At 63.8% G+C, this 24,901-nt stretch carries 27 protein-coding genes; 8 read left to right on the top strand and 19 right to left on the bottom strand.

The features are described 5' to 3' along the window. Positions 1-524: aminotransferase class I/II-fold pyridoxal phosphate-dependent enzyme (locus tag RM96_RS21875; protein ID WP_039013636.1), on the bottom strand; the 524-nt coding region annotated here is incomplete at its 3' end. A gap of 90 nt (positions 525-614) precedes the next feature. Between RM96_RS21875 and RM96_RS21870 the strand changes: the two genes are divergently transcribed. Then, positions 615-1,211 carry a DJ-1/PfpI family protein gene (locus tag RM96_RS21870; protein WP_039013616.1) on the top strand — a complete coding sequence of 199 codons (597 nt, stop codon included), beginning with the start codon at positions 615-617 and terminating at the stop codon, positions 1,209-1,211. A gap of 173 nt (positions 1,212-1,384) precedes the next feature. Next, a complete protein-coding gene (locus RM96_RS21865) occupies positions 1,385-2,161 on the top strand; it encodes an enoyl-CoA hydratase (RefSeq protein WP_039013615.1) in 777 nt (258 codons plus the stop codon). Positions 2,162-2,193: 32 nt separating this feature from the next. Here the strand turns inward: RM96_RS21865 and RM96_RS21860 are convergent, their stop codons facing one another. The 3 genes from RM96_RS21860 to RM96_RS21850 form a co-directional block, all read right to left on the bottom strand. Further along, complete coding sequence (locus tag RM96_RS21860; protein ID WP_039013614.1) at positions 2,194-2,628, bottom strand: MarR family winged helix-turn-helix transcriptional regulator; 435 nt, start codon at positions 2,626-2,628, stop codon at positions 2,194-2,196. A gap of 175 nt (positions 2,629-2,803) precedes the next feature. Continuing rightward, the gene (locus tag RM96_RS21855; RefSeq protein WP_039013613.1) at positions 2,804-3,697 is read right to left on the bottom strand and encodes an SDR family oxidoreductase; all 894 of its coding nucleotides are present in this window, start codon (positions 3,695-3,697) and stop codon (positions 2,804-2,806) included. 44 nt (positions 3,698-3,741) lie between these two features. Continuing rightward, positions 3,742-4,485, bottom strand: a complete 744-nt coding sequence (locus tag RM96_RS21850) for an SDR family oxidoreductase (protein ID WP_039013612.1) — start codon at positions 4,483-4,485, stop codon at positions 3,742-3,744. Positions 4,486-4,610: 125 nt separating this feature from the next. On the opposite strand from RM96_RS21850, the gene RM96_RS21845 reads away from it, so the two are divergent. After that, a complete protein-coding gene (locus RM96_RS21845; RefSeq protein WP_039013611.1) occupies positions 4,611-5,504 on the top strand; it encodes a LysR family transcriptional regulator in 894 nt (297 codons plus the stop codon). 250 nt (positions 5,505-5,754) lie between these two features. Next, positions 5,755-6,009, top strand: coding sequence for a hypothetical protein (locus tag RM96_RS21840; RefSeq protein WP_039013610.1), 255 nt, complete (start codon positions 5,755-5,757; stop codon positions 6,007-6,009). Between the two features lie 94 nt (positions 6,010-6,103). Here the strand turns inward: RM96_RS21840 and RM96_RS21835 are convergent, their stop codons facing one another. Continuing rightward, positions 6,104-6,748, bottom strand: coding sequence for a hypothetical protein (locus RM96_RS21835; RefSeq protein WP_039013608.1), 645 nt, complete (start codon positions 6,746-6,748; stop codon positions 6,104-6,106). A 1-nt stretch (position 6,749) separates the two neighbouring features. After that, positions 6,750-7,454 (bottom strand): membrane protein, encoded by a 705-nt coding sequence (locus RM96_RS21830; RefSeq protein ID WP_039013606.1) that lies wholly within the window; start codon positions 7,452-7,454, stop codon positions 6,750-6,752. A gap of 365 nt (positions 7,455-7,819) precedes the next feature. On the opposite strand from RM96_RS21830, the gene RM96_RS21825 reads away from it, so the two are divergent. Together RM96_RS21825 and RM96_RS21820 are read left to right on the top strand one after the other, a co-directional pair. Beyond that, the gene (locus tag RM96_RS21825) at positions 7,820-8,992 is read left to right on the top strand and encodes a monovalent cation:proton antiporter-2 (CPA2) family protein (RefSeq protein ID WP_039013634.1); all 1,173 of its coding nucleotides are present in this window, start codon (positions 7,820-7,822) and stop codon (positions 8,990-8,992) included. 246 nt (positions 8,993-9,238) lie between these two features. Beyond that, complete coding sequence (locus RM96_RS21820) at positions 9,239-9,841, top strand: J domain-containing protein (RefSeq protein ID WP_082016655.1); 603 nt, start codon at positions 9,239-9,241, stop codon at positions 9,839-9,841. 206 nt (positions 9,842-10,047) lie between these two features. Here the strand turns inward: RM96_RS21820 and RM96_RS21815 are convergent, their stop codons facing one another. From RM96_RS21815 to RM96_RS21805, 3 genes are all read right to left on the bottom strand, one after another. After that, a complete protein-coding gene (locus RM96_RS21815; protein ID WP_039013603.1) occupies positions 10,048-11,016 on the bottom strand; it encodes an NAD-dependent epimerase/dehydratase family protein in 969 nt (322 codons plus the stop codon). A 129-nt stretch (positions 11,017-11,145) separates the two neighbouring features. Next, positions 11,146-11,940 (bottom strand): SDR family NAD(P)-dependent oxidoreductase, encoded by a 795-nt coding sequence (locus RM96_RS21810; protein WP_039013601.1) that lies wholly within the window; start codon positions 11,938-11,940, stop codon positions 11,146-11,148. 90 nt (positions 11,941-12,030) lie between these two features. Continuing rightward, a complete protein-coding gene (locus tag RM96_RS21805; RefSeq protein WP_052279651.1) occupies positions 12,031-13,179 on the bottom strand; it encodes an alkene reductase in 1,149 nt (382 codons plus the stop codon). A gap of 107 nt (positions 13,180-13,286) precedes the next feature. Between RM96_RS21805 and RM96_RS21800 the strand changes: the two genes are divergently transcribed. Further along, on the top strand, positions 13,287-14,228 hold the full coding sequence (locus RM96_RS21800) for a LysR family transcriptional regulator (RefSeq protein WP_039013600.1): 942 nt from the start codon (positions 13,287-13,289) through the stop codon (positions 14,226-14,228). 20 nt (positions 14,229-14,248) lie between these two features. On the opposite strand, the gene RM96_RS21795 is transcribed toward RM96_RS21800, so the two are convergent. From RM96_RS21795 to RM96_RS21785, 3 genes are all read right to left on the bottom strand, one after another. Further along, entirely contained in the window at positions 14,249-15,460 is a 1,212-nt protein-coding gene (locus tag RM96_RS21795) for an MFS transporter (RefSeq protein WP_039013631.1), read from the bottom strand. Between the two features lie 179 nt (positions 15,461-15,639). Further along, entirely contained in the window at positions 15,640-16,386 is a 747-nt protein-coding gene (locus RM96_RS21790) for an SDR family oxidoreductase (RefSeq protein ID WP_039013599.1), read from the bottom strand. A 39-nt stretch (positions 16,387-16,425) separates the two neighbouring features. Then, complete coding sequence (locus RM96_RS21785; RefSeq protein WP_039013598.1) at positions 16,426-16,827, bottom strand: nuclear transport factor 2 family protein; 402 nt, start codon at positions 16,825-16,827, stop codon at positions 16,426-16,428. 215 nt (positions 16,828-17,042) lie between these two features. Between RM96_RS21785 and RM96_RS21780 the strand changes: the two genes are divergently transcribed. Then, on the top strand, positions 17,043-17,660 hold the full coding sequence (locus RM96_RS21780) for a TetR/AcrR family transcriptional regulator (RefSeq protein WP_039013595.1): 618 nt from the start codon (positions 17,043-17,045) through the stop codon (positions 17,658-17,660). A 65-nt stretch (positions 17,661-17,725) separates the two neighbouring features. Here RM96_RS21780 and RM96_RS21775 read toward each other — a convergent pair whose 3' ends face one another. From RM96_RS21775 to kdpC, 7 genes are all read right to left on the bottom strand, one after another. Further along, the gene (locus tag RM96_RS21775) at positions 17,726-17,920 is read right to left on the bottom strand and encodes a hypothetical protein (protein ID WP_152624183.1); all 195 of its coding nucleotides are present in this window, start codon (positions 17,918-17,920) and stop codon (positions 17,726-17,728) included. Positions 17,921-18,150: 230 nt separating this feature from the next. Beyond that, positions 18,151-19,119: a 4-hydroxy-tetrahydrodipicolinate synthase gene (dapA, locus tag RM96_RS21770; protein ID WP_052279650.1), complete on the bottom strand. Its 969-nt coding sequence runs from the start codon at positions 19,117-19,119 to the stop codon at positions 18,151-18,153. Further along, positions 19,106-19,504, bottom strand: a complete 399-nt coding sequence (locus tag RM96_RS21765; RefSeq protein ID WP_238587363.1) for a hypothetical protein — start codon at positions 19,502-19,504, stop codon at positions 19,106-19,108. Before RM96_RS21765 ends, dapA begins: the two co-directional genes overlap by 14 nt. A 100-nt stretch (positions 19,505-19,604) precedes the next feature. Continuing rightward, the gene (locus RM96_RS21760; protein WP_052279653.1) at positions 19,605-20,360 is read right to left on the bottom strand and encodes a TorF family putative porin; all 756 of its coding nucleotides are present in this window, start codon (positions 20,358-20,360) and stop codon (positions 19,605-19,607) included. Between the two features lie 205 nt (positions 20,361-20,565). Continuing rightward, positions 20,566-21,261, bottom strand: coding sequence for a two-component system response regulator KdpE (gene kdpE / locus RM96_RS21755; RefSeq protein WP_039013591.1), 696 nt, complete (start codon positions 21,259-21,261; stop codon positions 20,566-20,568). A gap of 32 nt (positions 21,262-21,293) precedes the next feature. Continuing rightward, positions 21,294-24,140: a sensor histidine kinase gene (locus RM96_RS21750; protein ID WP_052279649.1), complete on the bottom strand. Its 2,847-nt coding sequence runs from the start codon at positions 24,138-24,140 to the stop codon at positions 21,294-21,296. Positions 24,141-24,254: 114 nt separating this feature from the next. After that, positions 24,255-24,881, bottom strand: coding sequence for a potassium-transporting ATPase subunit KdpC (kdpC, locus tag RM96_RS21745; RefSeq protein WP_052279648.1), 627 nt, complete (start codon positions 24,879-24,881; stop codon positions 24,255-24,257). Positions 24,882-24,901: the final 20 nt, after the last annotated feature.

Genomic DNA, 24,901 nt, shown 5'->3' with positions numbered 1-24,901 from the left:
ACGTCGCCGGGCTCGAGCAAGGATGGGGCGGTTGTCGTCAGCCCGTGCTGCGCACCGCTCACGAGCAATACGGTTTCAGCCGATACCGCCAGTCCCCGGCTGCCCAGGTGGCGCGCCACGGTCGCCCGCTCGTGCTCGCGCCCGGCGTGGGGCTGGTATCGAAGCAGAGCCTCGAGGTCGCCTGCGGCCGCGAGCTGGCGCAGCGCTGCCCGGAGAAGGTCTGCCTGATCCGGCATCGAGGGATTGTTGAAGCTCAGGTCCACCGTGTCGGCGTTCCAGGCATGCAGATCAATGCCTGCACCGCGAGGGAGCGCCTCCTTGACGAACGTGCCGCGACCGGTTTCTCCGCTCACCAGCCCCATCGCTTGCAGCTCCGCGTAGACGCGCGTGGCCGTGACCAACGCCAGCCCTTCGCGCACCGCGAGCTCGCGGTGCGTTGGCAGGCGCGTCCCGGGACGCAGACGCCGCGCACGGATATCGTCCGCCAGACGGTCCACCAGTTGCTTGTAGCGGGGCTGAGGCATCCTGAGCGTATCCATGACAATTATTTGAATGTATTGATTTTCGGCCCTACGATGGCGAAACACAACGTCTTCACCCTCACGAGGCCCACCATGCACATCGCCATCCTGACCTTCGAAGGTTTCAACGAACTCGACTCGCTGATCGCGCTCGGCATCCTCAACCGGGTCAAGCAGCCGGGCTGGCGGGTTTCGATCGCCAGTCCGGCTGCCAGGGTGCGTTCGATGAACGACGTGGTGATCGAGGCGCAAGCGTCACTGGAAGACGCTTGCGACGCGGACGCTGTGCTGGTGGGTAGCGGGGTACGGACCCGGGACGTCGTCGCCGATTCCGCGTTGATGTCGCAACTCCGGCTCGACCCGACGCGCCAGTTGTTGGGCGCGCAATGCTCGGGCACGCTCATACTCGCCAGACTGGGCTTGCTGGATGACCTTCCGGCCTGTACGGACCTGACCACCCGGCCATGGGTCGAGGAGGCAGGTGTGGCTGTGCTCAATCAGCCGTTTGTGGCCAAGGGAAATGTCGCGACCGCCGGCGGGTGCCTGGCGTCGCAGTATCTGGCCGCCTGGTTTATCGCACGCCTGGAAGGCGTCGAGGCCGCACGTAGCGCGATTCACTATGTGGCGCCGGTGGGCGAGAAGGAGGCCTATGTGACCCGCGCGATGGAGAACGTTTCACCGTTCCTCTAATGCTTACTGATGATGGCAAGCTCCCGTGGAGTGACCAGCTTCGCACTTGTGTGACGCAGGATCGCCTCGATCCGGGCCTGCGGTTTACTTCGCATGCGAATAATCTATATACTTCGCATGCGAACCTAACCCGGTGCCTGCACGGCACCACACAGCCCACCTGGAGACCGACCATGACTTCCGAAATTCACACTGACCTGACCGGCGGCGTTCTGACGATGACGCTTGCCCGGCCGGACAAGAAGAACGCGTTGACGAACGAGATGTACGGCGTACTTGCCGACAATATCGAGCGGGCGCAGCACGACAGCAATATCCGGGTATTGCTGCTGCAGGGGGACGGGGACAGCTTTACGGCAGGCAATGATATGGGAGAGTTCGCGGCGATCGCGGCGGGAAATGGCCCCGGCGAGCGCCACGTGCACCGCTTTCTGCACGCCCTGGCGAACTCGACCGTACCGGTTGTCGCCGCGGTCAACGGCAAGGCCGTCGGCGTCGGCACCACCATGCTGCTGCATTGCGATGTCGTCATGCTCGCGCAGGATGCGCAGCTGATCACGCCCTTCGTCAACCTCGCCCTGGTGCCCGAGGCGGCCTCGAGCTACCTGCTTCCGCTGCGCATCGGGCACGCCAGGGCCTTCGAGATGTTCGCGCTGGGCGAGCCGCTTGACGCGCAAACCGCCTTGGCATGGGGCATCGCGAACAAAGTCTGCGCCAACGATCAACTGCGGGCGGACGCGCGCCGGATGGCGGAAAGGATTGCCGCCAAGCCCGCCGGCTCCCTGAGCGCAATGAAGAAGCTTATGCGCGACGCGGAGAGGCTGGTCGCGCAGATGAGCAGCGAACGCATCCGGTTCGAGGAGCGGCTGGCAAGCGCCGAGGCCAGGGAAGCATTCTCGGCCTTCGCCGAGAAGCGCAAGCCGGACTTCACCAGGGTCGCCCAGCAGTAGCTCGAGGCCTCACTGTCCGGCCGCGCCCAAGGCTACACCTCGCCCTCGTCGGCGGCCGGAAACTTCGTCTGCAGGCTGGTCAGCCACCGCGCCACCACGTCGATCTCGGCCGCGGTGAAACCTTCGGTCAGCCTGGCATTTAATGCCTTCATGCCGCTCCTGGAACGCTGGCGCGCCAGGCGCCCTGCCTCCGTCAGCCACAGGCGAGAGGCACGGCGATCGAATTCGTCCGGCCGGCGCTCGATCAGGCCCGCCCTTTCAGTCCGGTCGGCCAGGCCGCTCATCCCGGGCGCGCCCAGATCCAGCGCTGCGGCAGCCTCGCTCATCAGCGCGCCGTCGTGACTGCCGAGAAAGAAAAGCAGCCCGGCCTGGGCCGCTGTCACGCCACCCACGGCCGAGCGTGCCTGTGACCACCGCTGCAGCCGGCGCTGGCCGACATTCAATAGATAGACGAGGCGATGCTCCATGTCTGTGACGGGTAAAGGATGCCTGTTAGTTCGCACGCGAATCTTATCACGTGCACCGTCAGCATTGACCTGACTTTGGCCGGTCACGGCAATGACCCTCTAAGGCGTCGGCCATCGCTTCATGATCCTCTCCAGAAGGCAGGCACGGGCCCTGCCAGGCCCGCGCTGCATTTGCCTACCGGCTGACCCTGGCGTCGAGCAGGTCGCCCATGCCGATCCGCCTGGCGAAGTCGATCCGTACGCGCTCCGACACCTCCAGCACTTCCCGGGCTCCATCACCGACGAAATCAATCACCGCGCGCATGGGGCGGGAGCCTGACGGCATGCCTACGATCCGCACGATCTCGTCGGCCACAGCCTGCGGGTCGGCGTCATCGGGCGTCAACGCGGTCAGGCGTTCGCCGATCTGGTCCATGACGCCGTCATAGCGGCTGTAAGTTGCGGCCCTTGCTGCATCGGCCGGCTTGCCCGCGGTGGGAAAATGCGAAGTGCCCCTGGTGAACGCGCCGGGGACCACGATCGAAGTCTCGATGCCGAAGCGCGCAATCTCATAGGCCAGCGTGACCGCGAGGGAATCCATCGCCGCCTTGGCCGCGCCGTACGGGCCCATGAACGGGGGGAAGCCGCCCTTGGTGGTAGTGCTGCTGATCCACAGCATCAGGCCGGCTTCGCGCGCCTTCATGTACGGCAGCACCGCACGGTTCACGCGTTGCGTGCCGAACAGGTTGGTATCGAAGACCTTCATCATCTCCTCAGGCGTGAACGCCTCGGTGGGCCCCACCACGAGGTGGCCGGCGTTCTGCATCACCACGTCGATGCGGCCGTGCTCCCGGACAATCGTGGCGGCTGCGGCATCGGCGGATTCCTGCGACAGCACATCGAGCTCAAGCGGGTGCAGGCTCACGCCGCGTTCGGCGGCCCATTGCCGGACTCCGTCCGCACGGGCTTTGTTGCGGCCGTCGATGTCGCGCATCGATGCATACACCACGTGGCCAGCCAGGGCCAGGGATTGTGCGGACAGCTTGCCAATGCCGCTGCCGGCGCCCGTTACCAGGACAACTTGTTTCATGACCGAACTCCTGTTCAGTGACGATTGAATGGAAGGTGACTCGGTCAGGCGACGCCGCCATTGGCACGCAGGATCTGGCCGTCCACCCAGCCCGCATCGGGGCCGGCGAGGAACGACACGACGCCGGCAATGTCGTCGGGCTGGCCCAGCCGCTGCAGCGGCGGCATCTTCGCGAACGCCTGGATCTGCTCGTCGGTCTTGCCATCGAGGAACAGCGACGTTGCGATCGGCCCCGGCGCCACCGCGTTCACGGTGATGTTGCGGCCGCGCAGCTCCTTGGCAAACACGTGCGTGAACGACTCGACCGCTGCCTTGGTCGCGTTGTAGACCGCATAGCCGGGCATGTTCAGGGCCAGCGTGGTGCTGGAGAAATTGACGATGCGCCCGCCGTCGTTCAGGCGCGCGGCAGCTTCGCGCAACGTGTTGAAGGTGCCGCGCACATTGATGCCGAAAGTCTGGTCGAAGAGCGCGTCGCTGGTGTCGGCCAGGGGCACCGTCTTGAGGACGCCGGCGTTGTTCACCAGCACATCGACCTTGCCGAGTTGCTGTTCGACGATCTCGAACATGCGCCGCACTTCGCCGGCGTCCGAGACATCGGCCTTGACGGCGATGGCCCTGGCGCCCCCCGCTTGCAGGCTGGCGACCAGCGCATCCGCCTGGGCGGGGCTGGAAGCGTAGTTGACCGCAACGGCGAAGCCGTCCCGAGCCAGCCGCTGCGCAACAGCGGCGCCGATGCCGCGCGATGCGCCGGTGACGATGGCGACTTTAGGGTTGTTGGCTTGATTCATGATCCGTTTCCTCATTTGGGGCTGGTGGTGAAACGAATACTGGATCATTCCTTCCAAAAGATAATTGCAATTGATCTGGTAACATCTTTCCGTTTGCTTTAACAATAAGCCTGGTGGAGCGCCCGATGGATCGCTTTCAGGAAATGCAGGCCTTTGTGCGTATTGCGGAGCGGCAGAGCTTTACGCAGGCGTCCGACGACCTGCAGATACCGCGGGCGACCGTCACTAACCTGATCAAGCGGTTGGAGCAGCGGCTCGGCACGCAGCTGCTGGAGCGCACGACCCGCACGGTGCGGCTGACGCATGACGGCGAGGCCTACTACCGCCGATGCGTGCGGCTGATCGCCGATCTGGAGGAGGCCGAGGGATCGTTCCGGAACACGGCGCCCAAAGGGCTGCTACGTGTGAATCTGCAAGGGACGCTGGCCCGCCAATTCGTGGTGCCGGCGCTGCCGGATTTCCTGGCCCGGTACCCGCAGATCGAACTGCAGATCGGCGAAGACGACCGCCTGGTGGACCTGGTGCGCGAAGGCATCGATTGCGTATTGCGAGCAGGCACGCTGCAGGACTCATCGATGGTAGGCAGGCAGATCGCGCTGCTGGAGCAGGTGACCGTCGCCAGCCCCGGCTATCTCGAAAGATATGGAGAGCCGGCCGACTTGCACGCACTGGCGGCGCATCAGGCGGTGAACTATGTCTCCAGCGCGACTGGCAAGGCAGTCCCACTCGAATTCACGGCAAATGGCCGCGTGACGGCGGTCCAGCTTCCGGCGATCGTTTCGGTGACCGGCGCCGATCTCTACACCGGGGCAGCGGTGGCGGGGCTGGGGCTGGTGCAGGTGCCCCGCTACCGGGTGGCTGCGGAACTGGCGTCGGGTCGCCTGAAAATTGTCCTGCCGGACTTCCCGTGCCCGCCGATGCCTGTCTCCGTCCTGTATTCGCAGAATCGCCAGCTTTCGTCGCGGGTTCGGGTCTTTGCACAATGGCTGCGCGAGATCTTTGCAGCAGGAGAGGCTTGAGGGATGGACGACGGCCGAAGGCGTAATTCCTGGCGCTGTCTGGAAAGCGCAGCAGGCCATTTCTTCTCGCAATACGTCCGATGGAGCCAGGGAAGGAGCGCATCCGCCGGGCGAGCCAGGTGGCAAGCCCTCACGCTGTCTTTGACTTTTGCAGGATGAGCTATCAATACTATGCCGAAGGCGGCAAACTCGTCATGCAGCGCCGCCGCCGTTTCCATGACGCCAGGAAGAATCCACTACGGGGGAAATCATGAGAAAGCTGACGATGCTGGCCATGCTGGCTGCGACGATCATGACTTCGGCGGTCTGGGCGCAAACCGCTCCCGCAGGCGCTGCCCATAGCGACTCGATCGTGAAGATGCGGCAGGAAGAAGCTGCCGCCAGAAAGGAATACAAGCGCAAGGTCGCCGAGGCGCAGAAGGTCTTCAATGAACAAAAGTCCGCAGCCGCGAAGGAGCGGGACAGTGCTATTGCCGCTGCCCACGCCGCTGCCGGACAAAAATAGAATTGCCCGGCACTGTCACCTTGCCGATAGGAAGACAAGTCCGTGACAGCGCCCTCGGGAGTCAGGGCGCAGGCCTGCCTGTTGTGAATACGGCCTAGAAGCTGACACCCAGCGAAAGGATCGCGACCTGTTCCGTCGAGCCCGGGTTGAACCAGTAGAAGCCGGCCGTGAACTTGCGCACCGTGACCTGAAGAAAGCCGCCTCGCTGGAATTCGCGGTCACCCCCGTAAACTCGCGTGCGCTGTGCCACGACGCCCAGCCTCAGCCATTCGATCGGGCGGTAGCCAAGTTCGCTCCATGCATAGAGATATCCCGGTTCGTCGCCATGCGCGTCCAGGTATTCGGCTTCGATGTAGTAGTCGAACTTGCTGACGGCCACGCTGGCCTCAAGGCCGCCGATCGCGCCGTGTGTCGAGCCCCCCACGAACCCGACGATGGGCGTCACCTTGTACTGGACCGTTTCGCCCCCCGAGAATGTCCAGCCGATGAATGCGGACTGCGAGTGCTTCGCCTCGTAGTTGGCTCTTGCCTCGAGGTGGAGCTGCTTCTTTTCGGCAATGAAGATACCGGTGAGGTAGTCGCCGCTCTCGCGTGGCATGTTCCAGTAGCCTGTTGCCGAGAAGCTCCACGGCGCGCCGGCAGGCTGGGTGGTGGCGTCCGGCACAGGCTGGGGCGGTTCCTGTGCCCGGGCAACACCTGCGGCAAATGTGGCGGCAACCAGCAAGGTCGCGGATCGCATCTCAGCCGCCCAGCGCGATGATGGCGATGGTCATGACCACGCCCAGCGCTGTCATGGCCACGCCAGTGACCCAGCCGCCAAATCCGGCATAGTGGCCCAGCGCCCACCCGGCGACGAACAGCATGGCAAGGGTCAGCACGCGCGAAATGAGAAGCGCCAGGCGGACGTCGTTCAGCAGGACGAAGGGCAGCGCCACCGGAAACGTGGTCAGCACGACGATGCAGAAGATGCGCAGGGAGCCCAGCAAGTCGGCCAGATTCAGACGGGGACGGGCCGGCAGCCCCGGAGCGGCAGCGAGCCGTGCCCGCATGGCCTCCAGTTCGGTATCGGTGACCAGCGACTTCGTTGCCCGGGGCAGCGCATCGCGAATGAGACCAATTGCGGTGGCCTGGTCGCCCGCATTCCTGACGGCAAGTGCGAGGGAGATCCGCTGGCCGCGGGTCGCCAGCGTACGAACCAGGAACATGACCGCGTCCACCATACCCCAGGCGAGGTTGCACCCCAATGCGGCATGCAGCATGGTACGGCTGGCATTCGGGCCGCCCGTGCCGCTCGCCACCGCGCCGACAAAGGTGAGCGCCATGAACAGGCCGAAGCACATCTCGGAGACGCGATCCACCACGTCCAGTACCGGCTCCCGTGTCTGCGCATCGTCCGGCGGCGCGGTCGCGGCGGCATTGATGGTCGTCCTGGGTGAATCGGGCATGATGGACTCCCGAAAGCGGCATCGGTGATCGGGCAGGGCAATAGCGGCGCCGCCCGGCTTGCGTAATGCCAGCAGCGTTCGCGAAAAACGTGACGCTGGCCCGGTTGGCACCACGGCATTGCCCGCCAGGCCGAGCGGCCTGTGGACAAATATGCGCACCGGACGAAAATATACTAGACCATGGATTGAAACAGAGGAGCCGCGCGCCAGGCGCACCGCGACAAAACCAGTGCCCTCAGGCAAGCCATGATGCAGGAACTGCCAGGCCCCGTGTCATGTCCGGTGACCGAAAGATCGTCAGTCAATGGTGGCATGGCGAGCCGACACAGGCTACGCTGATCGTGACCACGAGCAGGAGGGAGATGATGGAGCAACTGCTGACTGATTCGGTTGTGTTTCTCGCGGCGGCATTGATCGCCGTGCCGCTGTCGATACGCTTTGGCTTTGGATCCGTTTTGGGCTATCTGATGGCAGGCGTGGCGATCGGCCCCTGGGGGTTGCGACTGGTCACCGATGTCAACTCAATTCTCGACGTTTCCGAGCTCGGCATTGTATTGATGATGTTTACCATCGGCATCGAAATGGAACTCGGCAAGTTGTTGGCGATGCGCCGGTCCATATTCGGCTACGGTGGCGCCCAGGTTGCACTTTGCGCCATCCTGCTGGCAGCGATTTTCACGGCCTTTGGCGTGCAGTGGCGCATCGGCGTTGCAACCGGGTTCGCGCTCTCGCTATCGTCCACCGCGATGGTAATTGCGATCCTCGAGCAGAAGCGCCAGATGGATACACCGCTCGGTCAGACAAGCTTCGGCATCCTGCTGTTTCAGGATATCGCGGCCATCCCAATGATTGCTCTGTTGCCGCTGCTGGCGCCAATGCCGGCGGAAGAAACCGGGCCGGCCGGTTGGGTAATGGCGATGACGGCGCTTGGCATGCTTGCTGCCGTAGTCATCGTCGGCCGCTTTGTCTTGCGCCACGCGTTAAGCGTCATTCATCGAAGTGGAACTCGCGAAATATTTACCGTATTCGCGCTGCTCTGGGTGATCGGTATCGCCTTGCTGATGCATCTGGTCCATCTGTCGATGTCACTCGGCGCGTTCGTGGCTGGCGTGTTGCTGGCGGGATCAGAATTCCGTCACGAGATCGAATCGGACATGGCACCCTTCAAGGGCATTCTGCTCGGACTCTTTTTTATCGCTGTCGGCATGTCGATTGATTTCGGCGTGTTGGCGCGCAAGCCGTTCCTGGTCGCAGTACTGGTGGTCGCGCTCGTTCTAGGCAAACTCCTGGCGCTGTGGTTTCTGGCCAAACGGATCAATTTGCCGCCAGAGCAACGCGCATACTTTGCCATTCTGCTTTCCCAAGGGGGAGAGTTTGCCTTTGTCGTGATGGCGGCAGCGCAGGCAGCTCGCTTGATTGATGCTGAACAGCTGTCCGTCGTGACGGTGGTCGTCGCGCTATCAATGGCTACTACGCCCATTCTCCTGCTGGCCCATCGCAAAATCGCAGTAACCCAGGCCAAATCTTACGGTGCTTAGTTGCTCACGCCGCTGCCGCTTCGCGTTATTTTGATCGCGTCTCCAAGCCAAGGACTGAAAACGGACCGAAAGCGATCGATACCCGCGGGCATTGCCCTGGCAGATAACGCGTCCCGGTCCGGCACTCGATCACGGTCATGTTGGGCATGGCGCGCATCAGCGCCATGAAACCTCAGCCTGCTACTCCTGTTGGAAGGGTCACCCCGTGCTAGCATGAACGCTCCCCAGCAGTCGCCCCTTTGGCCCATGACCACCCTCTACGCGACCCTCGGCGTGCAATCGGACGCCACCATGGACGAGATCAAACGCGCCTACCGCCGCGCCGCCATGAAGTGGCACCCCGACCGCAATCTCGGCCGCGAGGCGGAGGCGCACGCGGCATTCCAGGAAATTCGTGACGCCTACGCCATTCTTTCCGATGCCGGGCAGCGCCAGATCTACGACGAGGTATTCGAGCGGGAGATGCAACGCTGGCAGGCCGAGCGCGACGCGCAGGAAGAACAGGAGCGCGAGGCGCAACGCGAGAGCCAGCGCGCGGCGCAGGAACGCTACGAGAAGATGGTCGTCATTGCGATGCGCTTTGCGGACGACGGCCACAACCGCGACGTCATCTTCGGCGTGCTGCTCGGCCGGGACTGCGAAGCGGAACTGGCCGCACGCATCGCGGACAGCGTATGGGCCCTGGAGGAGTCGCGGCGCGCCAGTGTGCCGGCCGCGGACGCGCCCGGCGCCGAGGCTGGCCCGACGCCCGCCGGCGCGGCGTCAAATTCTGACGAGGCGAAACGGCCCAGGCGTCACGCAGGTGCGTTCGATTCCTTCTGGCACGGCTTGTTCGGCATCCGCTCCTAGGGGGGCCGGACTAGCCAGGCAGCGGCGACAGCCCGGACGTCTGGAGGTCTCCGCTTTGCATGGTCTATGAACTCACGGGCAGCAACCTGCCCTATGTCGCAACCAGCGCATTTCAAGTGATAACTGGCTCTCTCTTCATTGGGCTGACCACTTCGTAAGCATCGCCGTGAGTAGCCGGGAAGTCGGAATACAACTGAGACTGGCGCTCAGGCGGCATAGGACCCGAACTCGATATCGTGCAGGATGTCCGTGCGGGTTGGCGACCAGCCCAGCAAACGTCGTGTCTTATCTGACGACATGCGCTTGTTCAACGAGAGACTCACGCCGACCGGACCGCCGGCAGCGTACATCTCCTCGAGCTGGAGACTCGCTGTGCGATCGCCGGCTCCGATCATGCGGCTGACGGCCGCGGCCAGCTCCCGCTGGCTCACTTCACCGGCCACGCCGTGCAGCACCGCGCCAGCGGGCGCTCCCTCGACGGCGAGACAATACAGTTCGGCCAGATCATCCACATGAACATATCCCTGCAGCGTGCCACCTGACCCGAGGTGGGGAGCCACGCCTTTAGCGCGGGCCATCCGGATGAGGGCGGGCAAGTCGTAGCTGCCGCCGTTTCCATAGACGAGACCCGGGCGCATCACGATCCCCCGGATTCCCGAGGCGTTCGCCACTTCCTTCTCCGTCCCGACGCGTGCGCCCATGGCTGCGCCGAACATCTCGACCAGCACAGGCGGCACATTTGCCGATGCAGGCGCGAAGACCGAGGGCGGCAAAGGCAGGCTCACGTCTTCATCGAATACGTCGCGCGTCGCCTCGCCGCCATTGACGATGCCAAGGACTGCCGAGCCGCTGGTGAAGATCAGCGTCTTGCCCGATCCCTCGGCAGCGCCAAGCATGGCGCGAATCGCGTCCCGATCCTGCGCGAACGATTCAGCGCTGCCCGCCAGTGAGCCGATGCTTGCCGTACTGACGATCGTGTCGACGCCGCTGGCCGCTCTGATCAGGCTCGCGCTGTCGGTAAAGTCTCCGGCAAGGGGGGTAATTCCGGCGAGGCGAAGCCGCCCGGCGGATTCTTCCGATCGCGCCAGGCCGAAGACCTCGTGTCCACGTTTGACGAGTGCCTTGGCGGCGGCGCCACCGATATAGCCGGTCGCTCCGGTCACGAGAATCTTCATTGCGATTCTCCCTGGCGCGTTGGCGTTCTTTCCTGAGATTTCATATCCATATCCATATCCATATCCATATCCATATCCAAATAATCTGAGCGTTAAAAGCCGCCGTCCGGACCCGGCGAATCGTTGGCTTCAGCCTTGAAGCCCCATTTTTCCGGTGGCCATTGCTGCGAGGCGTACAACGAGCGTTCGCGGAAACAATCGCGACAACCAGGTGGCCGCGCGCACGCTTGTCCGCCCCGGATAGGCGACCGCTTTCCTTCGGTCGAAAGCCTTGAGTGTTTTTTGAACAACCGATTCCGAGCTGTCCATGTCCTTGGGCGACACGTCGGTCGACACGCCGTCAAAGAAGCTCGTTGCCGTTGGCCCCGGGCAAGCTGCCGTCACATGAACGCCCGTGCCAGCGAGCTCATACTGCAGCGCCTCGCTGAAGAAAAGGACGAACGCCTTGGTGGCAGCGTAGGTGGCCATATAGGGGAGTGGCTGAAAGCTTGCGTTGGACGCGAGATTGATGATGCCGCCTCTGCCTCGTTTCGCCATGCCGCTGCCAAGCAGGTGGGTCAGCGCGACCAGCGCTTGAACGTTCACCTGGATCTCCGACTGTACCTTCGTGAAATCCTGCGAGAGGAAGCTGCCGGTCAGACCGAGCCCCGCATTGTTGACCAGCAGGTCTACCTGGATGCCGCTGCGCTCGAGTTCCTCACCGATCCGTATGGCTGCGTCGGGATTGGCCAGGTCGGCGTTGAGCGGGAGGCACTGCACACCGTATTTCTCGGTAAGTTCTTCCGCCAGGGCGCGCAAGGCGTCACCAGACCGGGCCACCAGCACCAGGTTCATGCCTCGTGCCGCAAGTGTCTCCGCGAAGACCTTCCCTAGTCCTTTTGATGCTCCGGTAATCAGAGCGGTCGAGCCACGATAAGCAAACATTTTCTCTTCCTTGTGTCGAAATGAACTTGCATTGGCGCGCGGATGTACTGAACCACCCCGGATGACTGGTCACGTTGCGGCCGGCGGCACTCACGAAAGGCTGATGGCATCCACAGCCCTGTCGGGAACATCCGCTGCCGGCGAAGCGGGATGGTCGGTATAGCCTCGCTCGCCCCCGCCGAACAGCGTGCTGCCGTCGAAGGCAGCTAGCGGCAGGCCATCGGCAAGGCGGCGCGGCAAGTCCGGATTGGCCACGAATGGCCGGCCGAAGGCAACCAGGTCGGCGTAGCCTTTGGACAGGACCCATTCGGCACGTGCCTTGTCGTAGTTCCCTGCGACAATGACCGGCCGCGTGAACCGGGCGCGGATGGACTGGCGGAATGCCTCGGTGAATTGCGGCGCATCGTCCCAGTCCGCCTCGACCAGATGCAGATAGGCAATGCCGCGTGCCTGCAGAAATTCGGCAGCATCGAGAATGGTCGGCAGGATGTCGGGACAGGCCATGCCACGTGCGGTCAGGAACGGGGCAAGGCGGATGGCGGTGCGATCGGCTCCGGCCTCGTCCGCCACCGCGTTGACGACTTCCTTGAGAAAGCGCAGGCGGTTCTCACGCGTACCGCCGTACTCGTCGGTGCGGACGTTCGACGTCGTACGCAGGAACTGGTCGATCAGGTAGCCGTTGGCGCCGTGGATCTCCACGCCGTCGAAGCCCGCATCCATGGCATGGCGGGCGGCCCGGCGGAAATCGGCCACGACGCCGCTGATCTCGTCGCGCGTCAGGGCACGCGGGGTTGGGCTGGCCACCATGGCGCCCACGCCCGTGGCCGGGTCGACCTTCCAGATCTGGCCTTCGAATGGGACTGCCGAGGGCGCCACCGGCAGCTCGCCGTTGTGAAAGTCCGGGTGGGACATGCGGCCCACGTGCCAGAGCTGCAGGAAGATGCGGCCGCCGCCGGCGTGAACCGCGTCCGTCACCAGTCGCCATCCGGCGACCTGCTCGGGGCTGTAGATACCGGGAGTGAAGGAATAGCCCTTGCCTTGGGGCGAGATCTGGGTGGCCTCGGTCACGATCAGCGCGGCGCCGGCACGCTGGGCGTAGTAGCGGGCGTTCATCGCGTTGGGTATGTCACCGGGCTGGGTGCTGCGCGCACGCGTCATGGGCGCCATGACGACACGGTGGGCAAGTGTGTGGCCGGCGAGGACGGTCGGCGTGAAAAGTGGCGAAGCGGTTGTCGACATGATTGCGGATCTCCGAAGCTGATTGACCATGGCACATTGTGCAAAGTCCGCTGGGCTTTGATAATTGACCTACCATTTGAATCATCTTCAAAAAGAACGGAAATATCGTGGAGAACCTCGGCGACATCCGGCTCTTTGTTGAGGCGGCAAACCTGGGTGGGCTGTCGGCTGCCGGACGGAAGCTGGGACTTTCCCCTGCGGCGGCGAGCGCACGTCTGGTCAAGCTGGAGGCGAGCCTGAAGACGCGGCTCTTTGAGCGCACGACACGCCAGTTGCGGCTCACGGAGGAGGGGCGAATCTACCTGCTCCATTGCCAGCAGGCGCTTCAGGCCCTCGAAGATGCCCATGCCGCGCTACAGGCCGGCCGCAGCGTCGTGCACGGAAAGGTGCGGATTTCGGCGACCTCCGATTTCGGCCGCCACGTCCTCAAGGGCTGGCTTGATGAGTTCAACGTGCAATATCCCGAGGTGACTTTCGCCCTGGTGCTGTCCGATTCGCTGTCGAATCTGTTGCTCGACGACATTGACCTTGCCATCCGGTTTGGCGTGCCCCCCGATAGCTCCCTTGTCGCGCGACGGCTCGCGCCCAATCGACGCGTGCTTTGTGCGTCGCCGGAGTATGTGGCGACGCACGGGACGCCCGAGCACCCGCGGGATCTGGCGCGCTTCGATTGCATTATCCTGGGAACCGCAATTGGCCTTGCGAACGACTGGCGGTTCACGCGCGGTGGCGAGGTCGAGAGTTATACCGTGCCACTGGCAAGTTCCCGGGAGACGAATGACGGTGCGCTCGCGCGTGAGTGGGCAGTGGCGGGTTACGGGATAGCGATGAAATCGGTATGGGACATAGGGGCGGATCTGCGCGCGGGAAAACTGAATATCCTGATGCCCGAGTGGCGGTCTCCGGATGTCCCGGTGCATGCCCTGTACCAACGTAGCCGGTACATGGCGCCGCGCGTCCGTGCGCTCCTCGACTTTCTGATAGAGCGCTTCTCTACGGTATCACGCGACCTGGAGGCCTATTTGAGCGCGGGGACCGGGGTAGGCTGAAAATATGGCGACGGTGGCCATCACGCGGCCGAGCCCGGCGCCACGACCCTGGCATTGCGGGCCAGGATCGCCAGTGTCACCGCTACCGACGCCAGCTCAGAGAATCCGCCGACCAGCCCCAGATTGCCGACATGACTCTGGGCCATCGTCAGGCCGCCAACCGCGGCGCCGACGGAGAAGCCGATATACATGAACGACGCATTGAGCGACAGCACGATCGACGCGACGTTGACGCCGGCCAGCTCGATCAGGCGCGCCTGCTGGGCGGGGTAGAACGCCCACGCACTCACTCCCCAGATGACCAGCGCGACCAGCACCGGGCCCAATGCGTATTCCGGAGGCACCAGCCGAGCGACAAGGGAAAAGCTCAGGAAGGCCATTGCCATGATCGCTACAGCCGGCACGATCACGCGCGGCGGCCCCAGCCGGTCGCTCAGGCTGCCGCCAAGGAACACGCCTGCGGCAGCCGAAATTCCCCATGTGAGCATCACGAGCCTGATCTGCGTATCGTGCACGGTGGTCATGCTGGTGACCAGCGGCGACAGATAGGTGTAGACCGTGTACGAGCCGGTCGCCCACAGCGTGGTAGCCAACAGGGTTGCCAGCACGGCTGGCCGCGCGGCGACCGAGACGCGCTCGCGCAATGTCGCGGTTGGAATACCTTGCCCGATCTCGCGCGGCACGCCGACATATACTCCGATCGCCGCAATCACCGACAGAACGGCGACGCCGGCGAACGTCATGCGCCAGCCAAGCGCGTGACCGATGACGGCGCCCATCGGTACGCCGAGCGTCAGCGCCACCGTGATGCCGGCATTGACGAGAGCGATCGCACGGCCGCGCAGCGCCGGATGGGCGATCGCACCCGCCAGCGCGTTCGCGCCCGGAACGAACAACCCGGCCGAAAGGGCCAGCAGTACACGCGCACCCATCAGCCACCAGAATCCGGGGGCAAGGCAGGCAAGCAGGTTCGACAGCGCGAATACGATCATGCTTGCCAGCAGCAGCGTGCGGCGCCTGACGTTCCCGGTGGCAGCCGTAAGCACCGGTGAGCTGATGCCGTAGGCCAGCGCGAATACGGAAACGAGTTGCCAGGCCCGCTCGATGGACACGCCGAAATCGGCGGCCAGGCCCGGAAGCAGCGGGGAAATCATGAAGCCTTCGGTGCCGATGGCGAAGGCGCCGAGAGCGAGCAGGTAGACAGCACTCGGAATCTTGCTTGCGGTAACCATGTCGAGGTCCTTGGTGCGCACTGCCGGGGTCGGTGCATCGTGATCATTCCCCGGATGCCATGCATCAAGAATCCGAAGCCTCGCAGCTGTCACGAAGGCATCGACGGATCCGAATCTGTCCATGGCAATTGGGTAGGGTTATTGGGGGGATTGCCTGGCTCCCTTCAGGCAATCCCGAGTCAACCGGCAGCCATCGTGTCGTTGAAGTCGTTGACCCAGGCGTGCTCGTTTGGTCCCGGATTGGCGCGCATGTCCACGGCGGGGCCCACCAGTATTTCGGTGGCTTCCGTGCCCAGTAGTTCGATCGCGCCCGCAATGAATGCTTCCAGAGGCATCGCGCGCTCCTCCTCGCTGCTGTTCAGCAGTTCGGTGCGGACCCAGGGCGGCGCGATCTCGATGACCGAGACCTTGCTGTCCCGAAGCAGATAGCGCTGGGAGAGCGTGTAGGAATGCAGGGCCGCCTTGGTCGCGCTGTACACGGCCGTGATGGCCAGGGGCACAAAGCCAAGTACCGAGGTAACATTGGCCACGACGGCGCCCTCCTGCGTCTTCAGGTGCTCGATCAGCGCCGAGGTCATGCGTATCGGCCCGAGCAGATTGGTCTCGACGGTGGAGGTCAGCAGGTCGTCGTCGACCGGGCCTCCCGCGCCATCGGGCAACATGATGCCCGCATTGTTAATCAGCACGTTGAGCCCGGGATGATCGGCAATCAGCCTGGCAGCGACCTTTGCGACATCCGCCGGATCGGTGACGTCGAGCGATACCGCCTGCATGCCGGGGTTCGCATCGATGGTCGCTTGCAGACGCTCCGCGCGTCGGCCGGAGATGATGACCTGGTTGCCGAGTTTGTGGAGCGCTTCGGCGAGACCGCGGCCAATGCCCGAACCGCCGCCCGTGATGAATACGGTGTTGCCTGTGAGTTTCATGATGTGCCTCCGATGGAGATGACGATTGGAATCAGGGAGTCAGCGCGGGAAGCTGCTCCCGAACATGGGCAGGCCGCTCTTCGATTCAGCCTCGGTTGCTTCGTCCTGCAGCACGTCCCAATGCTCGGCGAGCACGCCGTCGGCAATCCGCAGGATGTCGGCGGCAATCCAGGCGAGCGGACGGCCATTGCCGGAAAAGCGCCCGTGGATGATCACGTAGTCGCCATCGGCCACGATCACGCCGGGCTCGTACCGCAAGGTCGGCGGCAGGGTCTTGATGAGGTTGAACAGGCCATCGCGGCCCGGTTCGATATGCGCGCTGTGCTGGATATAGCCGGGTGACCAGAATCGTTCGGCGGCGGCGTAGTCGCGTTGATTGAAGAGCGTGTCGAACGCTTCGAGCACAAGAGCCTTGTTGGCGGCTTCGGTGGTAGTGGTCAAGTTGATGCTCCGGGGGGTGGTTGGCGGGTCGGCTTGAGCAAGGCCTGGTGACGTTCGATGTACATGAAGGCCCCTGCGTTGTGCGCTCACTCAATCACGATGGTGATTGACATTGAGTTTTGGCGATCGCATCAGAAAAGTCAAGGGCAATCGCCATTGTCTTTGTCAGGGGCGGCTATACTTGAGGTGACAACCGCACAGAGGAGCATTGAGCGATGGGCGTCTCAAAACAGCAGGCGGCAGAGAACCGCAAGGCCATCATTGCGGCTTCGGAGAAGCTGTTCCGCGAGCACGGAATCGATGGTGTCGGCCTGAGCGCGCTGATGAAGGCCGCGGGCTTTACCCAGGGTGGCTTCTACAACCACTTCGAATCGAAGGAGGCGCTGGCGGCTGAAGTCGTGGCGACTGCGATGGACAAAGCCAACCACGATCTGAAGGAAGCCATCGCAGCACCAATTGCCCCGGGCGGCAACCGTTTGCGGCGGCAGGTCGACTATTACCTGTCCGGCACGCATTGCAGCGATATCGAGCAGGGTTGCGCGGTAGCCGGCCTCACCGCGGACATCCGCCGGCTAGGCCACGAGGCGCAAGCGCGCTTTGCGAATGGCTTGCAGGAGATGATCGAAACCTTGACGAGGCTCGTCGCGGAGCAGCGCGCCGAAGGCGCAGACAGCCAGGAAGCGCGCCGGGAGGCAATCGCGTTCTACAGCGAGATGGTGGGCGCGCTCATCCTGTCGCGCGCGGTAGCCGGCGCCAATCCCGAGCTCGGGCAGGAAATACTGGACGCAAGCCAGCAGACGCTGCTCAGGGATTTCGCACTGGAGGTGCGATGACACTTGGGTGCCACTGCGTGCGGGGTTGCCAGACCCGCTTGACCAGGGCACCCACGGTTGGCGAATTATCGCTCCGTATCCATGAGCCCCAGGAGTTCGGCCTGACCGGCAACCGAGTCCCAGTCGACGCTGAGCTCCCGATGGCAGGCGGGGCAGGCCAACGGCAGCGGCACCGTTCCTGAGACCAGATCCTGCAGGGTTTCCGAGTGAATATGCCCGCATGCTGTGCAGGTGAGGAAGATCGGCACGGGAAGTTTCATGTTCGCCTCGACGAATGAGCCGGCGGGTAGCCCGCCAAGGGCCCTGCCCCTGGCGCCCCAGACCAGCATTTACGGAGTCCCAGGCTCCCGGGGGCCTGATATCAATTTACAAACGCAATCGCAAAACCGGTGTAAATACCTTGGCCAGCGGTATTAACAACGCATAAAATCCGTCGCCTGAAGCTGCCCGACAGCCAGTCGCGAGGCGGCCGGGCAGCGATGGCGGGCTATCAGGCCGCAACAGGCTGGTGCCGTGCCGTGCAAGGCGGCGGAAGAAGGGCCATGGCCTCCTCCAGCCGCTGCAACAACACGGAACTTGCCGGCTGCAGCGGCAGGCGTGTTTCCGGGGAGATCACGCCGTAAAGTGCCAATGCGGCCTTCACCGGCGCGGGATTCGTCTCTGCGAACATAAGGGAAATCATCGGAGCCAGTCTGGCAAACAATACACGCGCCGCGCCGAAATGGCCGGTCTGCGCCAGATGCAGCAGGCGCACGTAGAGATCCGGCCGGATATGCGACGACGCTGCTATCACGCCGGCGCCGCCGGCAAGCAGGTGATCCAGCATGGCGGCGTCCTCTCCGCACAGCACGGTGGCATGCGCATCCTCGGCAAGCGCGCCGAGATTTCCGCTGTCGCACTCCTTGACCGCCGCGATCTGCGGATGTGCAAGCAGCGATCGTATGAGCCCCGGCGACAACCCACATCCCGTCCGCTTGGGAACGTTGTACAGCATCAACGGACGATCGGTTGCACGCGCCACCTCGTTGAAATGCCACGCAATGCCCTCATCAGAGGGGCGCAGGTAGTACGGCGGTGGCACAAGATAGCCGGCAAGGTCAAAGGCGTCCAGCTCAGCAATCTGCGCGCACACCGTCCGGGTATCCACCGCGCCTGCGCCAGCCATCACCGGCAGCTCGCCATGGACAGCCTCGAGCACTGCCGCTGTGAAGACTTGCCGCTCGCGGGTGTCAAGCAGGCCTCCCTCGCCCGTCGTGCCTAGTATGATCAGGCCGTTCACGCCTGCCTTGACATAGCTCTCAGCCAGCCTGCCTGCAGCCGACAGATCCAGCGCCCCGGCGCGCATGGGCGTCACCATGGGCACCCAGATACCCCACGGCGCCTTGCGGGAAATCGCTACGATACCGCTGCAGGCGCGGACAGCAGGACCGGAGAAGCTCTCTTCTTCAGTGCGCCACATGCTCATTCCCCAGGGCTGTCGTTACCCCAAACTGCGCGGCCGGAAAAGTCATCATGATGGCGTGCATGACCTCGTCGCGGTCCGTGCGGGCCAGTTCCACGTACATCATGGTCTCGCCGTGCCGGTAGTCCACCTTCACCACATAGACGCGGGCAAGGTCGCCTAGTGCCCTGTGCATGGTCTGCCGCAAAGCGAACACCTGGGTGGATGCCACCGCAAGACTCAAACGGATCCAGGCCGGCGCCTGCCGTGGGACCGCTCGCAGCGCGGTCATGGTGCCTTCGCTACTACGCAAGGCGGTACGTCGGGGAACGTTGTCAACGGCCAGGCTTGACTGTCGCATGATTTGGTAGACCCTCGCGGTAGCGGGTCGCGTGTTGGACATGGCTTTATGCTAGCCAGCGCCGTCTAAATTTGATGCAAGGATATTGGGCCGAGGCATTAAATCGGCATCAAGATCGGCGACGCTGGCACAGCGCTCGCGCTCAGAACGTCTTCGTCAGCGAAGCCCAGGCCGCGGCCTTGCCGAGGTAGCGGCCCCGGTTGGCGCTGGTGTAGACCGACTCCCTGGCGTTGGTGTCCACGTAGGCCACCGCCAGCGCAAAGCCCTTGCCCAGGTCTTTGGTCAGGCCGATCTTCCAGTCGGTATACGAGGCGTCGCTGTTGTGCGTCACGCCCTGGTAACCCACATGCGCATTCAGCGTCAGGTCCCAGAAATTCAGCGGCACGTTGGCCGTCAGGTCGACGTAGTAGCTGTTCTTGCTGTCGTTGAAGCCGAACAGGTTGGTCACGGCATGCGAATACTTCAGGAACACCGGGCCCCAGCCGATCCCGGCGTACAGTTCCGTGGTGTACGGGCGCGGGTTGTTGTAGCCGCCCGGGTAGTAGTACTCGAGCACGCCCAGGTCATAGTTGAACTCGAGGCCAGACACCTTGAAGGTGTTCTTGAAGCCGCCGTAGAAGTCCATTTCAACCGGCGCCGACACCGACGGGTTGGCATCCTCGAGCCAACTGATGCTGGAGTTCCAGTTCCCCGCGTAGAAGCCGCTCTCGTGCACGTAGTCGAAGCCACCCTGGATCGCCGGACGCAGGTTGGTCTGGCTGATGCCGCGATAGCGGTAGTCCGAGACCAGCGAAACGTTGGCCGTGAACGTATGCGGCGATGCCGGCTCGGCAGCGGCAGCGGCCGGAGCCGCTGCAGGCACCCCGGCGTCTGGCTGGGATTGCGCCATGGCGGGCATGGTGGCGAACAAGAGGATGGAAGGTACGGAACAGGCAAGCAGCGCGGCTGCGGTATGGCGCAAGTCAGTCATTGTTGTTGTGACGAAAGTTGAAGAAATCCCCGTTGCAGGGAGCCTCGCCACGATATGGCCTGACACCTAAAAACGGTATCAAAAGCCGCAATGCCTGTGTGCAGATTCAATAAAGAATCGGGGGCTTTCGATGCTATCCGGCAAACCGGTAGCCCAGGCCCACTTCCGTCAGCAGATGGGCGGGCTGCGCCGGGTCCGCTTCAAGCTTGTGCCGCAGATGTCCCATGTAGACGCGCAGGTACTGGCTGCTTTCGGCCTGTGAAGGTCCCCACACCTCTCGCAGCAATTCCCGGTGCGTCATGACCTTGCCACGGTGGGCGAGCAGCACCGCCAACAGGCGATACTCGATCGGGGTCAGATGCACGTCCTGTCCGGAACGGGTGACAACACGGCTCGCGAGGTCGACATGGACGTCGCCAAACGTGATCTGGTGGGAGCCTTGAGGGTTGGCCCTCGCATGCCGTCGCAGCAGCACGCGCAGGCGTGCGATCAGTTCCCCGACGCCGAAGGGCTTGGTCAGGTAGTCGTCGGCGCCGGCATCCAGCGCGCCGATCTTGTCGGCTTCCCCACTGCGCGCAGACAGCACAAGGATTGGCACATCGGTCCACGTACGCATCTCGCGAATCAATTGCACGCCGTCGCCATCAGGCAGCCCGAGGTCGAGCACGACAAGATCAGGCTGCCGGGTACCCGCCTCGATCAATCCGCGCTTGAGCGATTCAGCCTCATGCACTGTGCAGCCTTCGGACTCCAGCGTCGAGCGGACAAAGCGCCGGATATGTGGTTCATCCTCAACGAGCAGAATCGTCGGGGAAAAATCGAATGGCATGAACTTCCTCTCCTTGCGTGTATGGCACCCTGCTAGGCATCAGCCGGCTCCGGCTCCACCGCTGGCGGATTGCCGCGCGGCAACGCGACCATGAAGCGCGCGCCCGCCTGCCCGCCGGGCCGGTCTGGCCGCTGGGCCGGCTCCACCCAGATGCGCCCGCCATGCGCTTGCATGATTGCCTCGCATACGGCGAGCCCCAGGCCGACACCCGCGGTCGCGGACTCGCGCTCACCGCGCGTGAATTTCTCGAAGATCTGCCGCTCCTTGCCCTTTGGCACGCCCGGCCCGTCATCCTCGACTGCAATCCTGATTTCGTCCTCGACAGGCGCGGCCGACAGCCGGATTTCAGTACCCGCCGGCGTGTACTTGGCTGCATTCTCCAACAGGTTGCACAGCACGCGTTCGAGCAGCACGGCGTCGCATTCGACCAGAGGTACCTTGGACAAGTCGGCGACGACAACGCGATGGCGTCCGAGTGCATCGCGCATGGCGGCAAGGCTGGCGCCTACGAGTTCCTCCACCGACTGCCACTCCTTGTTCGTCCGGACATCACGACTCTGCAACTTAGCCATGTCAAGCAGATTCACCACCATCGTCCGCATCCGCTTTGCCTGCTCCAGCATGGCGGATACTGTCTCGTCCAGCGGCGGCGCCAGCGCCGGATAGCTACGCTGAACGGTTTCCGCCATGCCGATGAGGCTTGTCAGCGGGGTTCGCAGATCATGGGATACGGCGGCCAGCAATGAGCTGCGCAAACGCTCGGACTCCATCGACAGCAAGGCCTCCTGTGCCACTTCGACATAGTGCAATCGTTCTATTGCGATCGCGATCAGGGTGCAGAACACGTCGACCTGACGCCGTAGCGCTGGTTGCGCGAAGGCGTGCGAGACCGCCGGCTCCACCGCCAGGACGCCACGCGTCTGCATCGGTGCCTTCAACGGAAGATACAGTACTGTGCTGCCGGGCAATGTATGCGTGCCTGTGCCGGCCGGCTGGCCGTGGTCGAATACCCACGCTGCCAGCACACGGTCAATCGAGTCGGTTCGCGCCTCGGAGTCATGCTGGCGGGCATCGGATACTGGTGGCAACAACCGCCCTTCCGGTGAAACCAGGAAGAAGGCCGAGTTGGCACCGAATGCAGCGCGCAGGAATCGGCTGCCAATCGAAACGATCTGATCCGGCATCAGCGCGGCAGACAATTCACGGGCCAGCTCGTACAGCGTACGCGCGTCTTCTTCCCGCTGCACGGCCACTTGCGCCTGTTCGCGCAAACCGGCTGTCAGTTGTCCAATGACCAGCCCGACGGAGAGCAGCACCAGGAATGTCAGCAGATACTGCACGTCGCTGACGGCAAATGACAGCCGCGGTGGCACGAAGAAGAAATCGAACGCGGCCACGGCCAGTACCGAAGCCAGCGCTGCCGGCCCGCGGCCGTGACGAAGCGCGACCCCGACCACCGCCGCGAGAAACAGCATGGCGATGTTGACGAGGTCGAACCAGGGGTGGGCCAGCGCCGACAGTGCCGTGGCACCGGCGCACCATACTGCTGCCCACAAGTAATCTTTGCGCGTCGCCCCGTCGCTTGCCGCCGGGACTTCCGGCTCCTCGGCGCCGTGGCGCGGGCGAATGTCGGCCCGCGTCGTGTCGGCGGCTACGCGGATGATATCGATCTCCGGACACCCGATCGCCAGCGCATCGGCAAAGCTGCGGCGGCCGAACAGCCACGCCGGCGCGTTGACAAATGGCGACAAGGCCAGGCCAAGCAGGGAGCGGGCCCGCTCTGCAAGCGAGGTCCCACCCCGGCGCCAGTCTGCCGGCGCCCGGCCGATCACCACCTTGGTCAGGTTGTGGCGGCGCACGTAACCGACGACTGCCTGGACCATGTCGTTGCCAGCCAGTGTCTCGGTGCGCGCGCCCAGCTCCTCGGCAAGACCCATGGCCGTCTGCAGGCGAACCTTTGCGGCATTGGATGGCGGCGCCAGTCTCGGTGTGGCGATGGTCACCACATGCCAGTCGCAATCGAGCTGGCCGGCAAGCCGGCGGGCGCTCTTGACGACCTGCTCCGCATCATCGCCGCTGCCGACGCAAGCGAGCACCGCCTCCCGGGTCCGCCAGACCGCCTGCACGGATTCCGACTGGCGCCATGCCCGGACATCGTAGTCCACGCGGTCGGCGGTCCGGCGCAGCGCCAACTCTCGCAGGGCAATCAGGTTGCCTTTGCGGAAGAAATTGCGTGCCGCATGTCGCGCCTGCTCCGGCAGATAGACCTTGCCCTCCTTCAGCCGACGCAGCAGTTCATCGGCGGGCAGGTCGACAAGCACGACTTCGTCCGCGCTGTCGAAGACAGTATCCGGCACCGTTTCCCACACGCGAATTCCCGTGATGCCCCCCACGGCCTCGTTCAGGCTGTCGAGGTGCTGCACATTGACCGTGGTCCAGACGTCGATGCCGGCGGCTTGCAGTTCCTGTATATCCTGCCACCGCTTGGGATGGCGGCTGCCCGGCGCGTTGGAATGTGCCAGTTCGTCAACCAGGATCAGCGAGGGATGCCGGGCCAGCGCCGCGTCCAGGTCGAACTCCTTGAGCACCCGCTCACGGTACGGCACATCCTTCATTGGCAGCCGTTCGACACCGGCGATCAGTGCCTCGGTTTCCGCGCGGCCGTGGGTCTCCACGATACCAATGAGGACATCCGTACCCTGCACGGATGCCGCTCGCGCTGCAGTGAGCATGGCAAAGGTCTTGCCAACCCCTGCCGAGGCGCCAAAGTAGACCCGGAGCTTGCCGCGCGATGCCCGCGCACCCTCGGCCTGCACGCGCTGGAGCAACGCGTCGGGGTCGGGGCGCGCATCAGCCTCGCGAAATTCGGCATCAGTCATAGGATGGCTCCCCCCCAATCCCGGCAGGAGCGGACCCATCCGGTTCCGCATCCGGGTACCGCTGCCGCTGATCCGGGCGTGCAGCCCGACAACATCGCCCAACCTTCAGGGACTTCATTGCTTCGGCGCGATGCCATCCAATGCAAGGTTCAGCTTCAGCACATTGACGCCTGGGTCACCCAGTACCGACAGCAGCGGCGCTTCGGTACTCGCGGCGATCAGTTGTTTCACCTGTTCGATCGGAATCCCCCTGGTCCGTGCGACGCGCGCCGCCTGGTATTCGGCCGCGGCAGGGCTGATTTGCGGATCCAGCCCGCTTCCGGATGCCGTGACCAGGTCCACGGGCACCCGCGCCTGGTTGCCGGGATCGGCGGCGTGCAACGCGTCGATGCGCGCACGGGCCGCGTCGGTCAGCGCCGGATTGGTCGGGCCCAGGTTCGACCCTGCCGACGCGGCGGGGTTATACGGCATCGGCGCCGTCGCCGACAACCGCCCCCAGAAGTACTTCGGGTCGGAGAACGGCTGGCCGATCAGTTCCGATCCAATCACCTTCCCATCCTTTTCGATCAGCGAGCCGGCTGCCTGATGCGGGAACACGGCCTTCGAGATGGCTGTAATCACGCCGGGATACAGCAGGCCGGTAATCAGCGACAGGGTGATGAACACCACCAGCATCGGCCTGACAAGACCCGCCTGCACGGGTGGAGGCGACGGCTGCGGGGACTGCACTTGCGTATTCATGAATGCTCCGAATCGTAGGG

The organism is Cupriavidus sp. IDO, assembly GCF_000812465.1.
Taxonomy (GTDB): Bacteria; Pseudomonadota; Gammaproteobacteria; order Burkholderiales; family Burkholderiaceae; genus Cupriavidus.
Note: the sequence above shows the minus strand (reverse complement) of the source record. Positions and strands in the feature narration are given on the sequence as shown.

Bases quoted from the DNA above. Each gene is read 5' to 3' on its own strand.
- dapA (WP_052279650.1), bottom strand. From the start codon at position 19,119: ATGTGGCGCACTGAAGAAGAGAGCTTCTCCGGTCCTGCTGTCCGCGCC.
- RM96_RS21815 (WP_039013603.1), bottom strand. From the start codon at position 11,016: ATGAAGATTCTCGTGACCGGAGCGACCGGCTATATCGGTGGCGCCGCC.
- RM96_RS21845 (WP_039013611.1), top strand. From the start codon at position 4,611: ATGGATCGCTTTCAGGAAATGCAGGCCTTTGTGCGTATTGCGGAGCGG.
- RM96_RS21825 (WP_039013634.1), top strand. From the start codon at position 7,820: ATGGAGCAACTGCTGACTGATTCGGTTGTGTTTCTCGCGGCGGCATTG.
- RM96_RS21840 (WP_039013610.1), top strand. From the start codon at position 5,755: ATGAGAAAGCTGACGATGCTGGCCATGCTGGCTGCGACGATCATGACT.
- RM96_RS21750 (WP_052279649.1), bottom strand. From the start codon at position 24,140: ATGACTGATGCCGAATTTCGCGAGGCTGATGCGCGCCCCGACCCCGAC.
- kdpE (WP_039013591.1), bottom strand. From the start codon at position 21,261: ATGCCATTCGATTTTTCCCCGACGATTCTGCTCGTTGAGGATGAACCA.
- RM96_RS21795 (WP_039013631.1), bottom strand. From the start codon at position 15,460: ATGGTTACCGCAAGCAAGATTCCGAGTGCTGTCTACCTGCTCGCTCTC.
- RM96_RS21805 (WP_052279651.1), bottom strand. From the start codon at position 13,179: ATGTCGACAACCGCTTCGCCACTTTTCACGCCGACCGTCCTCGCCGGC.
- RM96_RS21780 (WP_039013595.1), top strand. From the start codon at position 17,043: ATGGGCGTCTCAAAACAGCAGGCGGCAGAGAACCGCAAGGCCATCATT.
- RM96_RS21810 (WP_039013601.1), bottom strand. From the start codon at position 11,940: ATGTTTGCTTATCGTGGCTCGACCGCTCTGATTACCGGAGCATCAAAA.
- RM96_RS21790 (WP_039013599.1), bottom strand. From the start codon at position 16,386: ATGAAACTCACAGGCAACACCGTATTCATCACGGGCGGCGGTTCGGGC.
- RM96_RS21870 (WP_039013616.1), top strand. From the start codon at position 615: ATGCACATCGCCATCCTGACCTTCGAAGGTTTCAACGAACTCGACTCG.
- RM96_RS21850 (WP_039013612.1), bottom strand. From the start codon at position 4,485: ATGAATCAAGCCAACAACCCTAAAGTCGCCATCGTCACCGGCGCATCG.
- RM96_RS21765 (WP_238587363.1), bottom strand. From the start codon at position 19,504: ATGTCCAACACGCGACCCGCTACCGCGAGGGTCTACCAAATCATGCGA.
- RM96_RS21860 (WP_039013614.1), bottom strand. From the start codon at position 2,628: ATGGAGCATCGCCTCGTCTATCTATTGAATGTCGGCCAGCGCCGGCTG.
- kdpC (WP_052279648.1), bottom strand. From the start codon at position 24,881: ATGAATACGCAAGTGCAGTCCCCGCAGCCGTCGCCTCCACCCGTGCAG.
- RM96_RS21775 (WP_152624183.1), bottom strand. From the start codon at position 17,920: ATGAAACTTCCCGTGCCGATCTTCCTCACCTGCACAGCATGCGGGCAT.
- RM96_RS21830 (WP_039013606.1), bottom strand. From the start codon at position 7,454: ATGCCCGATTCACCCAGGACGACCATCAATGCCGCCGCGACCGCGCCG.
- RM96_RS21855 (WP_039013613.1), bottom strand. From the start codon at position 3,697: ATGAAACAAGTTGTCCTGGTAACGGGCGCCGGCAGCGGCATTGGCAAG.
- RM96_RS21760 (WP_052279653.1), bottom strand. From the start codon at position 20,360: ATGCCCGCCATGGCGCAATCCCAGCCAGACGCCGGGGTGCCTGCAGCG.
- RM96_RS21820 (WP_082016655.1), top strand. From the start codon at position 9,239: ATGACCACCCTCTACGCGACCCTCGGCGTGCAATCGGACGCCACCATG.
- RM96_RS21835 (WP_039013608.1), bottom strand. From the start codon at position 6,748: ATGCGATCCGCGACCTTGCTGGTTGCCGCCACATTTGCCGCAGGTGTT.
- RM96_RS21865 (WP_039013615.1), top strand. From the start codon at position 1,385: ATGACTTCCGAAATTCACACTGACCTGACCGGCGGCGTTCTGACGATG.